Below are 12495 nucleotides of genomic sequence, written 5' to 3'. Positions count from 1 at the left end.
TATCATTGGAACGATAAAGCCGGGCCGGCCCGGTCCGCGCACCTTGCCCTGCACGGAGTTCCCTTGATCTTTGGCTTCCTCAAATCGCCCGTTTTGTCGCCGCGTTTGCTGCGCCTGAAGGAATCGGCGCTGTTCGCCACGCTGACCCCGCTCGAACTGAACATCGTCGACGGCCTGATGCACGAGCGCCGCTACCTGGCCGATGAGATCATCTTCGACGAGGGCGAGGAAGGCCAGGCGCTGTACCTGGTGATGTCGGGCCGGGTGATCATCAGCCGCCAGCTGGGCGCCACGCGCGAAGTGGTGGCCGAGCTGTCGGCCGGCTCCTTCTTCGGCGACCTGGCCCTGCTGGACAACACGCCGCGCAACGCGCAGACGCGCGCGCTGGACAACTGCGAGCTGGCGGTGTTCTTCCGCGCCGACTTCATGGGCCTGATGGAGACCGACGCCGTGATCGGCTACAAGATCTCGCTGGCCCTGGCGCGCCACATCGGCAGCCGCCTGCGCGACTGGATGACCGGCAAGCCGCAAGTCGAGGCGCTATGAATTTCCTGCCGACCCAACAGCGCGCCGGGCCGGTGGTCTGGAGCGGCATCATCGCCGCCACCTGCGTGCTGTTGTTCCTGCTGCAGCAGATGCTGTTCCTGGCCATCCCCTTCCTGCTGGGGATCGTGCTGTACTACATCCTGCAACCGCCGATGCAGCGCTTGATCCGCATGGGCCTGAGCCACAACGCCGCCACGCTGATCGTTGGCAGCGTGTTCCTGTTGCTGCTGGTGGCGGCCGGCCTGGTGTTCATCTACTGGGATTCCGGCCCGTCCGACTCGTGGCAGGACATGCTGGGCAAGTACCTGAGCGGCGGCCTGGAGTTCGTGCGCCACACGATGCTGTCGCTGGAGCAGCAGTTCCCCATCCTCAAGCAGATCAAGCTGGCGCGCACGGTCAACAGCCGCGTCAGCGCCTTCACCGGCAGCTTCGTGCAGAAGCATTTGACCGACATCCTGGTGTCGGTGGCGGCGTGGCTGCCGTCGCTGCTGCTGGCGCCGTTCCTGACCTTCTTCTTCCTGCGCGACGGTTTGCGCTTCAAGAAGTTTTTGGCGCGCGCCGTGCCGAACGCCTTCTTTGAAAAGACCTTGTGCCTGCTGCACGAAGTGGACCAGACCGCGCACCGCTACTTCCAGGGCCTGATCAAGCTGACCATCCTCGACACGGCGGTGCTGGCGTTCGGGCTGTGGGCGATCGGCGTCTCGTCGCCGCTGGTGCTGGGCTTGATCGCGGCGATGCTGGCGTGGGTGCCGTATGTGGGCTCGATCGTCGGCTGCGTGCTGGTGGTGATGGTGGCCTCGACCGACGCGCCGGCCGATCCGGGTGTGGCCTACATGGCGATCGGCGTGTTCATCACGGTGCGGCTGCTGGACGATTTCGTCTTCATGCCGCTGACCCTGGGCCGCAGCCTGCACATCCATCCACTGATCACGGTGCTGATGATCTTCATCGGTGGCTCGGTGGCCGGCGTGGCGGGACTGATGCTGGTGCTGCCGCTGCTGGGCGTGGTGATGGTGGTCGGCGAAACGCTGGGCCGGCTGATCACCGACCCGCGCCTGCGCGCGCGCCACCGCAACGCCATGGAGCTGCGCGCCAGGCAGGCCAGCGCCGACCTGGTGACATAAAAAAATAATCGGGGGTCAAGTCTGACATTCGGACACGGGCTCTGCCGTAATGAACGTTACGGCAGAGCCCGTGTCCGAATGTCAGACTTGACCCCCGATTCTCTTTTGCTTTGCTGCGTACGCTTACGCGGTCATCGCCTGCTTCTCGGCAGACTCGGTGACGACTTCCTCGTCGTCCGAGCGGATCAGGTGGTCGAAGGCCGACAGTGCCGCCTTCGCGCCGTCGCCGGTGGCGATGATGATCTGCTTGAACGGCACCGTGGTGACGTCGCCCGCAGCGAACACGCCGGGTATCGAGGTCTGGCCACGCGCATCGACTTCGATCTCGCCGTGGCGCGACAGCGCCACCGTGCCTTTCAGCCACTCGGTGTTCGGCACCAGGCCGATCTGCACGAACACGCCTTCCAGCTCAACCTTCTGCACCGCGCCCGACACCCGGTCGGTGTAGCTCAGGCCGTTGACGATCTTGCCGTCGCCGTGGATCTCGGTGGTCTGCGCCGAGACGATCACGGTGACGTTGGCCAGGCTGCGCAGCTTGCGCTGCAACACCGCGTCGGCACGCAGTTCGGCGCCGAACTCGATCAGGGTCACATGCTTGACCAGGCCGGCCAGGTCGATCGCCGCTTCGACGCCGGAGTTGCCGCCGCCGATCACCGCCACGCGCTTGCCCTTGAACAGCGGGCCGTCGCAGTGAGGGCAGTAGGCCACGCCGTGGTTGCGGTATTCCTTCTCGCCCGGCACGTTGATCTCGCGCCAGCGGGCGCCGGTGGCCAGGATCACCGACTTGGCTTTCAAGACCGCGCCGCTGGCGGTCTGCACTTCGATCAGCTTGCCCGGCACCAGCTTGGCGGCGCGCTGGGTGTTCATGATGTCGACTTCGTATTCCTTGACGTGCTGCTCCAGCGCCACGGCGAATTTGGGACCGTCGGTAGCCTTGACCGAGATGAAGTTCTCGATCGCCAGGGTGTCGAGCACCTGGCCGCCGAAACGCTCGGCCAGCACGCCGGTCTTGATGCCTTTGCGGGCGGCGTAGATGGCCGCTGCCGCGCCGGCGGGGCCGCCGCCGACGATCAGCACGTCGAACACGTCTTTCTTGCTCAGCTCAGCGGCCTGGCGGGCGCCGGCGTTCTTGTCCAGCTTGGACAGGATCTCTTCGACGTTGGTGCGGCCCTGGCCGAAGTGCTCGCCGTTCAGGAACATCATCGGCACCGCCATGATCTGGCGCGCCTCGACTTCTTGCGGGAACACGCCGCCGTCGATGGTGGTCACCTTGATGCGCGGGTTGATCACCGCCATCGCGTTGAGCGCTTGCACCACCTCCGGGCAATTGTGGCAGCTCAGCGAGATGAAGGTTTCGAATTCGTAATCGCCATCCAGGTTGCGGATCTGCTCGATCACGGCCTCGTCGAACTTGATGGTGTGGCCGCCGACCTGCAGCAAGGCCAGCACCAGCGAGGTGAATTCATGGCCCATCGGCACGCCGGCGAAACGCACGCCGATATCGGTGCCCGGGCGGTTGATGCTGAACGACGGTTTGCGTTCGGCATCGTCGGTGCGCTTGACCAGCGTGATCTTGTCGCTCAACAGGACGATTTCCTGGAGCAGTTCTTCCATCTCGCGGGCCTTGGCGCTGTCATCGAGAGAAGCGACGATCTCAATCGGTTGCACCACTTTTTCCAAGTAGGCTTTCAACTGGGTTTTGAGAGTTGCATCTAACATGATTTTTCTTCCTTTTTACAAATATTTAGGCGTATGCCGGGCCGGACGCCCGGACCGGCATCGCGGTATTACTTGTGTGCTGCGGTCTCTTTCAAGACGTGCTCGGACTTAGATCTTGCCGACCAGGTCCAGCGATGGGGTCAGGGTAGCCGCGCCTTCGGTCCATTTAGCTGGGCAAACTTCGCCTGGGTGGGATGCCACGTACAGCGCTGCCTTCACTTTGCGCAGCAGTTCCGACGCGTCGCGGCCGATGCCGTTGTCGTGCACTTCCAGCACTTTGATGAAGCCTTCCGGATTGATGACGAAGGTGCCGCGCAGTGCCAGGCCTTCTTCTTCGATCATCACTTCGAAGTTACGCGACAGGGTGCCGGTAGGGTCGCCGATCAGCGGGTAGTTGACTTTTTTGATTGCATCCGAGGTGTCGTGCCATGCTTTGTGCGCGAAGTGGGTGTCGGTCGACACGCCATACACGTCCACGCCCAGCTTGGCGAATTCAGGCTGGTGGTCGGCCAGGTCTTCCAGTTCGGTAGGGCACACGAAGGTGAAGTCGGCTGGGTAGAACATCAGAACGGACCACTTGCCCTTCAGGGACTCGTCGCTCACGTCGATGAACTTGCCGTTGGCGTATGCGGTTGCCTTGAATGGTTTTACTTGGGTATTGATCAGAGACATTGTGGTTTCCTCGTTGGGTTGTGAATCATTGAGACGCCAGTTTAAGGGTTTTCGCCCCATTTGCAAAATTGATTGTTCCAATAGTTTCAATAGCTATCGACTATAGAACAAGCAAAGCGGATAGCTATTATCGCTGTTTCGGGCGCTGGGAGCAGGCGCGCCGGCCTGGGGCTTACTGGCTGCGCAGCAGCTGGTCGAACTGCGCGGCCGGCATGGGGCGGGCGAACAGATAGCCTTGGCCGTAGTCGCAGCCGGCGGCGGCCAGCAGGTCGCGCTGTTCCGGCGTTTCCACGCCCTCGGCGATCACCCGCAGGCCCAGCTTGTGGGCCATGACGATGATCGCGTCCGACAGCGCCATGTCGCTGGAATCGGGCGCCAGGTTGCGGGTGAAGGAGCGGTCGATCTTCAGGTAATCGATGTCGAACTTCTTCAGGTAGGACAGCGACGAGTAGCCGGTGCCGAAGTCGTCCAGCGCCACCTGGATGCCGGCGTCGCGCAGTTGCAGCAGCTTGTTGCTGACCGTGGCGTTGGCGTCGAGCAGCAGGCCCTCGGTGATTTCCACCACCACCGCCTGGCCCGGCAGGTCCAGCGCCTGCAGATAGCTCAGCCAGGTGTCGTAGGCGCCGTCCTCGCGCGCGAACTCCAGCGGCGACTGGTTGACGCTGACCTGGAATTCCGGATGGTGCTCATGGCGCCAGCGCTGCACCCAGCGCGCCGATTCGCGGAACACCCATTCGCCGATGTCGATGATCAGGCCGCTGGCCTCGGCCAGCGGGATGAAGTCCATCGGGCTGACCACGCCGCGCTGCGGGTGGTTCCAGCGTATCAGCGCCTCGGCCTTGTGGATGCGGCCGCTCTTCAGGTGGACGATGGGCTGGAAATACAGTTCGAACTGCTCGGCCTTGAGGGCGCCGCGCAAGTCGTTGGTCAGGCGCATGCGGTTCAGCGCCGCCACCTGCAGGGTCGGCGTGAAATAGCTGTAGCGGTTGCGGCCGGCGCCCTTGGCGGCGTACATGGCCTGGTCGGCGTGCTTGAGCAGGTCGTCGATGTCGAGCGCGTCGTCCGGGTACAGGGTGATGCCGATGCTGGCCGAGACGAAGGCTTGCTCCTGCCCCAGCGGGAAGGGCAGGCGCAGGCTGTCGATGATGTGCTGGGCGATGTGCTCGACCCGCTCGGTGCCCTCGAGCTCGGACAAGATCACGGTGAACTCGTCGCCGCCCAGGCGCGCCACCGTGTCCGACTTGCGCACGCAGGCGCTGATGCGGCGCGCCGCGTCCACCAGCAGGATGTCGCCCTGGTGGTGGCCCAGGGTGTCGTTGACTTCCTTGAAGTGGTCGAGGTCGATGAACAGGATGGCGATGTGCGAGCGGTCGCGCTGGCTCTTGAGCATGTCGTGCGCCAGCCGGTCGTGGAACATGCGGCGGTTGGGCAGCTGGGTCAGCGGGTCGAAGTTGGCCTGCTGCCAGATCAGCGCCTCGCTCTGCTTCTTGTCGGTGACGTCCTCGATCATGCACAGGTGGTGCGGATGGCTGCCCTTCTCGGTCTCGATGGCGGTGACCGAGACTTCGATCCAGACCAGCTCGCCGTCCGGGCGGAACAGCCGGTTGGTGATCTTGAAGCTGCCGACCTCGTGCGCGGTGAGGCGCCCCATCTGCACCTTGAGCTGGGCCACGTCCTCCGGATGGGCGCCCTCGAACCAGCGCATGGCGCTCAGCTCGACCTGCGAACGGCCGACGATTTCCTCGAAGCGCGGATTGATGTCGCGGTATTCGGAGGTGACCGAATCGACCAGCGCGATGCCCAGCGGCGACGCCTCGAACATGGTGCGGAAGCGCTGCTCGCCGGTGCGGATGGCGGCGTTGGCGCGGCGCCGTTCGCGCGCCAGCAGGCTGAAGTGGACGGCCGCGCCCAGCACCAGCACCAGCGCCGCGCCGCCCAGCACGCGGTACAGCCACAGCAGGCTGGCGCCGCCGCCGACGTTGTATATGAAGCCGTCGAAATTGGCGTTCTTCGGCACCATGCCCAGGCCGGCGTAGACGTCGGCGATGTGGCGCCAGCGTTCCGGGTTCTGGTAGCCGATCTCGACGAGCACCGGCTGCACCAGCGGCACCATCTGGCGCGCCTCGTACAGCAGGTGGGCGCGGTCGCTGCGGCGCGAGTACTTGTTGAGGATGACGTCGGCCATCTCCTCCTGGTGGCTCATGGCCCACTGCCAGCCGCGCATGCTGGCGGCGCGGAAGGCGCGCACCCGCTCCGGATGGTTGGCGATCTCGCGCTCGCTGGTGAACAGGTTGTCGCCGTAGAAGTCGATGCCGACCGCGCGCGGGCTGTAGATATCGTAGGGGAAGCCGAGGCGCTCGAAGGTGTCCGGCTCGTTGGTGGTGTAGACCGCGATGGCGTCCACCTTGCCGTTGATCAGGTCGGCCGTGTTGTAGCTCGGCTCGACCCGCTGGAAACTGCTGGCGGGGATGCCTTCCTTGATCAGGTAGGCCAGCAGCTCGTCGGCGCTGCCCAGCTCGTCGGTCAGCGAGCCGATCATCGCGCGCTTGCCGATGATGCGGCGGATGTCCGGCTCGGCGCTGGTCTGGCGCATCGCCAGCGCATACGGCGAGTGCTGGAACACCACGCCCAGCACCACCACCGGCTTGCCGGCCAGGCGCGCCAGCAGCAGGCTGCTGGCGCCGACGCCGTATTCGGCCTTGCCGGCGGCGACGTCGCGCTCCGGCTCGTTGCCGTCCGAGCCTTCGAGGATGGACACGTCCAGCCCGGCCTCGCGGTAATAGCCCTGCTCCAGCGCGGCGTAGTAGCCGGCGAACTGGAACTGGTGATGATGCTTGAGTTGCAGCGTGACCTTGTCCTGCGCCGCGGCCGGCGCCAGCCACAGCGCGGGCAGCAGCGCCAGCAGCGTCAGGCCGGCACGGCGCCACCGGCGCGGCGCGCGCAGGGAGGGGGAAGTGGTGGGGACAGTATCACGTACGGGCACTAGTGTTTTTCCAGAGAATCGCGGGCTAGGTGTAGTGTAGCTGCTTCGGCGGCCGAAATCGTCGCTTTCTGACAATACTCAGGCATAAAACACAACGGACGGCCAGGCGTTTGCCTGCCGTCCGTCGTCACGTCGGTAGTACTACTTAGTTGGGGATGGCGACCGGCACCGGCGCCTGGGCATTGTCGCCCTTGCCCAACTGGCCTTCCACGTTGCGGCCCCAGCCCCACAACGTATTGTCCGAGCGCAGGCCGAAGCTGTGCAGCGTGCCCGCGGTGACCGACAGCCAGTTGTTGGCCGTGCCCACCTGCACCGGCGTCGGGCTGTCCGGGCCGCCGGTGCCGAGCTGGCTCTCGGCGTTGCTGCCCCAGCCCCACAGCTGGCCGTCGCGGGTCACCGCCATGGTGTGTGCGGAACCCGAGGCCGCCGCCAGCCAGTTGCTGCCGATGCCGATCGGCGTGGGTACGCTGATGTCGCTCGAGCCGTTGTTGCCGACCTGGCCAAAGGTATTGTTACCCCAGCCGAACATGGCGCCGTCGGTGCGGATCGCCACCGAATGGTTGGCGCCGGCCGCCAGCGACGACCATTGGAAGGCGCCGATCTTGGCGGGAGAAGAGATGTCCACCTTGCCGTTGTTGCCGACCTGGCCGCTGGAATTGCCGCCCCAGGCATACAGGTTCAGGTTGTCCTTGATGATGGCCAGCGTATGGGTGTCGCCGGCGCTGACCGACAGCCACGCCTTCAGGCCGGTCGGCAGCGGTATCACGACCGGCGCCGGCCGGTCGATGTTGGTGCCGTCGCCCAGCTGGCCGTTGAAGTTGCGCCCCCAGCCGTACATGACGCCGCTGGTCTTGATCGCGAACGCGTGCGCCTTGCCGGCCGCCACAAAGGCCCAGTCGGTGTCCTTGCCGATCTTGAGCGGGACCTGATGCTGAGCGGTGTCGGGCGCGCCTATGCCCAGCGTGCCGTTCTGGTTGGAGCCCCAGGCCCACAGGGTGCCGTCGCTGCGCAGCGCCACCACGAACTGTTCGCCCACCGCCATCTGCTTCCACAGCGTGCTGCCGCCGCTGACCAGCGTCGGCACGTTGCGGTCGGTCTGGGTGCTGTCGCCGAGCTGGCCGCGGATGTTCGAGCCCCAGCCGTACAGGTTGCCGTCGGACTTGTGGCCGATGGTCTGGTTGCCGCCGGCGGCCACGCCGTTCCACTGCGCGATGACGTTGATGGCCAGGCTGCCGACCACGCCGTCCTGGGTCGCGGTCACGGTGTCGGAGCCGACCGCCTTGCCGGTCACAGTGCCGGCCGGGACGATGGTCGCCACCGCGCCGGCGCCTTTGAAGGCCCACACCAGGCCGCTGGCGGTGTTGAGCACCTTGGTGCTGTTGTCCGAATACGTGCCGGTGGCCGTCAGCGGCACCGCGATGCCGATCGGGATGGTGCTGCTGGCGCTGGCGCTGGCCGCGATGGTGATGGATTTGAGCGTCGCCACCGTCGGCGTGGTGGTCGAGCTGCCGCCACCGCCGCCGCATGCGGCCAGGATGGCCAGCACGGGTACCAGCAGCAGGGTCGAGAATTTAAAGTTTTTCATGTTCTTCCAGTTCACAGAATGAGGTCTGCGTGCGGGGCCAACCGGACCGGTGGCCAGCTTGCAACCAGTGTAGCCGCAAGCGGCCTCCACGCATCGTCGGAGCAAGCCTGAATTATCCACGCAATTGCACCGATGGGGGTATTTAACAACATTTCCGGAATGAAATAGACGAAAAAAAAAGCAGCGCCACCGTAGCGACGCTGCTTGCCGGACCGGCCGGGCCGGTTGATTTGCGGCTTATTTGCGACCGCGCGGGGCCGGCTTGGCGCCCTTGACGGGCGCGGCGGCGGCCGGCTTCTTGACCTTGATGGTGTCGAGGATGGAGGCGCGCGGCTTGGTGTCGAGCGACTGCCGCGCCGTCAGCGAACCGGTCAGCGCATTGGCGCGCTGGCCCTGATGGCGTGCCGGCGGCTGGGCGCTGGCGACGATGCCGGAGCGGGCGCCCTTGGCGCTCGGCGCCGGGCCGGACGGCGTGCGCCGGCTCGGATCCGGCGCATTGCCTTCGCCCGCCGACCACGACGGGATCAGGTGCTTGTCGCCGTTGCCGATCAGGTCGCCGCGCCCCATGGCCACCAGCGCCTCGCGCAGGATCGGCCAGTTCTCCGGATCCTGGTAGCGCAGGAAAGCCTTGTGGGTGCGGCGGATCTTGCCGCTGCGCGCGGTCTCGACCACTTCCGAATCCTCGCTCACCTTGCGCAGCGGGTTCTTACGCGTGTGGTACATGGTGGTGGCCATGGCCATCGGCGTCGGCATGAAGGTCTGCACCTGGTCCAGCTTGAAGTTGTTCTTCTTCAGCCACAGCGCCAGGTTCAGCATGTCGAGGTCGGTCGTGCCCGGGTGGGCGGCGATGAAATACGGGATCAGGTACTGCTTCTTGCCCGCCTCCAGCGAGAAGCGGTCGAACATTTCCTTGAACTCGTCGTAGGCGCCGATGCCCGGCTTCATCATCTTCGACAGCGTGTTTTCTTCGGTGTGCTCCGGCGCGATCTTCAGCAGGCCGCCCACGTGGTGGGTCACCAGTTCCTTGACGTACTCCGGCGAACGCACGGCGATGTCGTAGCGCAGGCCCGACGAAATCAGGATCTTCTTCACGCCGGGAATCGCGCGCGCCTTGCGGTACAGCGAGATCAGCTTGCTGTGGTCGGTGCCCAGGTTGACGCAGATCGACGGGTACACGCACGACAGGCGGCGGCACGATTCCTCGATCTTCGGGTCCTTGCAGGCCAGCCGGTACATATTGGCGGTGGGACCGCCGAGGTCGGAAATGGTGCCGGTGAAGCCCTTGGTCTTGTCGCGGATGTGCTCGATCTCGCGCAGGATCGACGGCTCCGAGCGGCTCTGGATGATGCGGCCCTCGTGCTCGGTGATCGAGCAGAAGGTGCAGCCGCCGAAGCAGCCGCGCATGATATTCACGGAGAAACGGATCATTTCCCACGCCGGAATGCGGGCCTTGCCGTAGGACGGATGCGGCGCGCGCGCGTAGTTCATGTCGTAGACGCCGTCCATCTCGTCCATGCGCAGCGGCAGCGGCGGCGGGTTGAGCCAGACGTCGCGCTCGCCGTGCGCCTGCACCATGGCGCGGGCGTTGCCGGGATTCGACTCCAGGTGGAACACGCGCGAGGCGTGCGCATACATCACCGGATCGGTGCTGACGGTTTCATACGACGGCAGCCGCACCACGGTCTTGTTGTGCTTTTCCTTGGCCATGGCCTGGCGTTCTTCGCGGCTCATGATGCGGATCGGCTTGATCACCTCGACCGGCACCACCGGCTTCGGCTCGACCATGCCTTCGTCCACCTCGCCCTTGGCGCCGCCGTTCTCGGTGGCGCACGACGAGGTGTTCTGCTGCACCATCATGTACGGATCGGGATGGGTGTCGATCTTGCCCGGCACGTCGACGCGGGTGCTGTTGTGCACGCCCCAGTCCTGATCCGGCAGCCAGCCGGCCGGCACCATGAAGGCGGTGCCGCGCAGGTCGCGGATGGTCTTGATGTCTTCGCCGGCGGCCATGCGGTGGGTCAGGTCGACCAGCGCGCGCTCGGCGTTGCCGAAGATCAGCAGGTCGGCCTTGGAATCGGTCAGCACCGAGCGGCGCACCTTGTCCGACCAGTAGTCGAAGTGGGCGATGCGGCGCAGCGAGGCTTCGATCGAGCCGATCACCACCGGCGTGCCGGGATAGGCTTCGCGCACGCGCTGGGCGTAGACGGTGACGGCGCGGTCGGGGCGCTTGTTCGGTTCGCCGTTGGCGGTGTAGGCGTCGTCGGAGCGGATCTTGCGGTCGGCCGTGTAGCGGTTGACCATCGAGTCCATATTGCCGGCGGTGATGCCGTAGTACAGGCGCGGCTTGCCCAGCGCGCGGAAGGCCTCGGCAGAGGTCCAGTCCGGCTGGGAGATGATGCCGACGCGGAAGCCCTGCGCCTCCAGCAGGCGGCCGACCAGGGCCATGCCGAAACTCGGATGGTCGATGTAGGCGTCGCCGGTGACGAGGATGACGTCGCACTCGTCCCAGCCGAGCGCAGCCATTTCGGCGCGGGACATCGGCAGGAATGGCGCAACGGCAGCGCGGGCAGACCGTTTCGGGACGGTCGCAAATAAATTGGTAGGGGAGCTCATATCGGACAGCATTGTACCGGAAATGCCCCCGCTCCGCTCATGGCCAAAAGAAAAATTCTTTTAGTATTCAATCACTTGAGTGTAAATGATGACGGATACACATTGCTATAGTCCGCAACTTTGCTATAACGGTTAGATACCTGTCACCGGGAGACCATTATGCGACGCCGACTTTATTTCATGCTGCCCGACGTGCCGAGCGCCCGTTCCATGCTGGACGAGTTGCTGCTGGCGCGGATCGAAATCGGCCATATGCGCTTCATGGCCAGGGATGGTCTGCCGTCGGACATGCCGGACGTCAGCTTTCTGCAGAAGACCGACCTGGTCCACGGCGCCCAGCTGGGCGTGGTGATCGGCGCCATCGTCGGCCTCGGGGCCGGCGTGTTCCTGACGCTGTTCCCGGTGGACGGCATGACCTTGCGCACCGCCGCCATCCTGCTGGTGGCGCTGGGCGGGGCGATTTTCGGCGGCTGGGCTTCCGGCATGAACGCGGCGGCCGTGCCGAATACCCGGCTCAAGCAGTTTATGCCGCGCGTCGAGCAGGGCCAGGTGCTGTTGATCGTGGACGTGCCGGTGCGGCGCGTCGAAGAAATCGAAGAGATGATCGCCAAGCGTCATCCCGAAATCAGCTTTGGCGGTATGGAACCGCCGATGCTGGCGTTTCCGTAACGCCGGCTGCCCGGGGACCTAGGTTCCCCGGGTCCTCCCGCCTGCTTTAGATTCCCATGCTGGACAGGATATTGCCCAATTCGCGCAGGGCCGGCTCCAGTTGCGGATGCTGGGCGGCGAACTTGGCGGAGATTTCCTGGGTGCGCTCGGCCAGGCCGTAGGTGGTGCTGCCGCCCGGATTGGCCTCGGCGGCGGCGCGGCGTTCCAGCAGCTGCTTGATGTCGCCGTCCAGCTGCTTGAGCAAATCCTGCAATTCATCGTCGATCGGGCCGGCGCTGGCCAGGTGGCTGCGCAGGGAACTCAGTGATGCCTTCAGATTGCTGTCCATAATCCACCCCTAGTCGGTAAATTTCGTGGCGACGTAGAGTTCTTCGACTCTGGCGCGGGCCCACGGTGTCTTGCGCAAAAATTTCAGGCTGGACTTGATGCTCGGATCGCTGATGAAGCAATTGATGTCGATCCGTTGGCCCAGCTGTTCCCAGCCGTAATGCGCGTGCAAACGGGTTACGATGGCTTCCAGCGTCACGCCGTGCAGTTCGTTACTCATAGTTCTATCTTACTCACAAAATGAAAGGGCCGGACTC

At 64.9% G+C, this 12495-nt stretch carries 10 protein-coding genes; 3 read left to right on the top strand and 7 right to left on the bottom strand.

The annotated features are described in order from the left end of the window. Positions 1–63: 63 nt before the first annotated feature. Positions 64–546, top strand: a complete 483-nt coding sequence (locus tag D0T21_RS30830) for a cyclic nucleotide-binding domain-containing protein (RefSeq protein WP_116993826.1) — start codon at positions 64–66, stop codon at positions 544–546. Next, the gene (locus D0T21_RS30825; protein WP_116993827.1) at positions 543–1670 is read left to right on the top strand and encodes an AI-2E family transporter; all 1128 of its coding nucleotides are present in this window, start codon (positions 543–545) and stop codon (positions 1668–1670) included. The genes D0T21_RS30830 and D0T21_RS30825 overlap by 4 nt, the downstream gene beginning before the upstream one ends. A gap of 123 nt (positions 1671–1793) precedes the next feature. Here the strand turns inward: D0T21_RS30825 and ahpF are convergent, their stop codons facing one another. The 5 genes from ahpF to D0T21_RS30800 form a co-directional block, all read right to left on the bottom strand. After that, complete coding sequence (gene ahpF, locus D0T21_RS30820; protein WP_116993828.1) at positions 1794–3389, bottom strand: alkyl hydroperoxide reductase subunit F; 1596 nt, start codon at positions 3387–3389, stop codon at positions 1794–1796. Positions 3390–3497: 108 nt separating this feature from the next. Then, entirely contained in the window at positions 3498–4061 is a 564-nt protein-coding gene (gene ahpC, locus D0T21_RS30815) for an alkyl hydroperoxide reductase subunit C (RefSeq protein ID WP_020703761.1), read from the bottom strand. A gap of 172 nt (positions 4062–4233) precedes the next feature. Beyond that, positions 4234–7044 (bottom strand): EAL domain-containing protein, encoded by a 2811-nt coding sequence (locus D0T21_RS30810; RefSeq protein WP_116993829.1) that lies wholly within the window; start codon positions 7042–7044, stop codon positions 4234–4236. Between the two features lie 145 nt (positions 7045–7189). Beyond that, complete coding sequence (locus tag D0T21_RS30805; RefSeq protein ID WP_116993830.1) at positions 7190–8629, bottom strand: hypothetical protein; 1440 nt, start codon at positions 8627–8629, stop codon at positions 7190–7192. Between the two features lie 237 nt (positions 8630–8866). Continuing rightward, positions 8867–11167 carry a YgiQ family radical SAM protein gene (locus D0T21_RS30800; RefSeq protein ID WP_229211708.1) on the bottom strand — a complete coding sequence of 767 codons (2301 nt, stop codon included), beginning with the start codon at positions 11165–11167 and terminating at the stop codon, positions 8867–8869. Positions 11168–11401: 234 nt separating this feature from the next. On the opposite strand from D0T21_RS30800, the gene D0T21_RS30795 reads away from it, so the two are divergent. Further along, on the top strand, positions 11402–11911 hold the full coding sequence (locus tag D0T21_RS30795) for a DUF1269 domain-containing protein (protein WP_229211707.1): 510 nt from the start codon (positions 11402–11404) through the stop codon (positions 11909–11911). Between the two features lie 46 nt (positions 11912–11957). On the opposite strand, the gene D0T21_RS30790 is transcribed toward D0T21_RS30795, so the two are convergent. After that, positions 11958–12239 carry a DUF4404 family protein gene (locus D0T21_RS30790; protein WP_116993832.1) on the bottom strand — a complete coding sequence of 94 codons (282 nt, stop codon included), beginning with the start codon at positions 12237–12239 and terminating at the stop codon, positions 11958–11960. A gap of 9 nt (positions 12240–12248) precedes the next feature. After that, complete coding sequence (locus D0T21_RS30785) at positions 12249–12458, bottom strand: VF530 family DNA-binding protein (protein ID WP_116993833.1); 210 nt, start codon at positions 12456–12458, stop codon at positions 12249–12251. Between the last annotated feature and the right edge of the window lie 37 nt (positions 12459–12495).

The sequence above is a fragment of the Duganella sp. BJB476 genome (genome assembly GCF_003416895.1).
Classification (GTDB): domain Bacteria; phylum Pseudomonadota; class Gammaproteobacteria; order Burkholderiales; family Burkholderiaceae_D; genus Rugamonas.
This window is presented reverse-complemented; position numbering and strand designations above follow the sequence as displayed.

What these genes read in the sequence shown, in the direction of transcription:
- D0T21_RS30795 (WP_229211707.1), top strand. Translation starts at nt 11,402, where the DNA reads ATGCGACGCCGACTTTATTTCATGCTGCCCGACGTGCCGAGCGCCCGT.
- D0T21_RS30785 (WP_116993833.1), bottom strand. Translation starts at nt 12,458, where the DNA reads ATGAGTAACGAACTGCACGGCGTGACGCTGGAAGCCATCGTAACCCGT.
- D0T21_RS30790 (WP_116993832.1), bottom strand. Translation starts at nt 12,239, where the DNA reads ATGGACAGCAATCTGAAGGCATCACTGAGTTCCCTGCGCAGCCACCTG.
- D0T21_RS30805 (WP_116993830.1), bottom strand. Translation starts at nt 8,629, where the DNA reads ATGAAAAACTTTAAATTCTCGACCCTGCTGCTGGTACCCGTGCTGGCC.
- D0T21_RS30825 (WP_116993827.1), top strand. Translation starts at nt 543, where the DNA reads ATGAATTTCCTGCCGACCCAACAGCGCGCCGGGCCGGTGGTCTGGAGC.
- ahpC (WP_020703761.1), bottom strand. Translation starts at nt 4,061, where the DNA reads ATGTCTCTGATCAATACCCAAGTAAAACCATTCAAGGCAACCGCATAC.
- ahpF (WP_116993828.1), bottom strand. Translation starts at nt 3,389, where the DNA reads ATGTTAGATGCAACTCTCAAAACCCAGTTGAAAGCCTACTTGGAAAAA.
- D0T21_RS30800 (WP_229211708.1), bottom strand. Translation starts at nt 11,167, where the DNA reads ATGTCCCGCGCCGAAATGGCTGCGCTCGGCTGGGACGAGTGCGACGTC.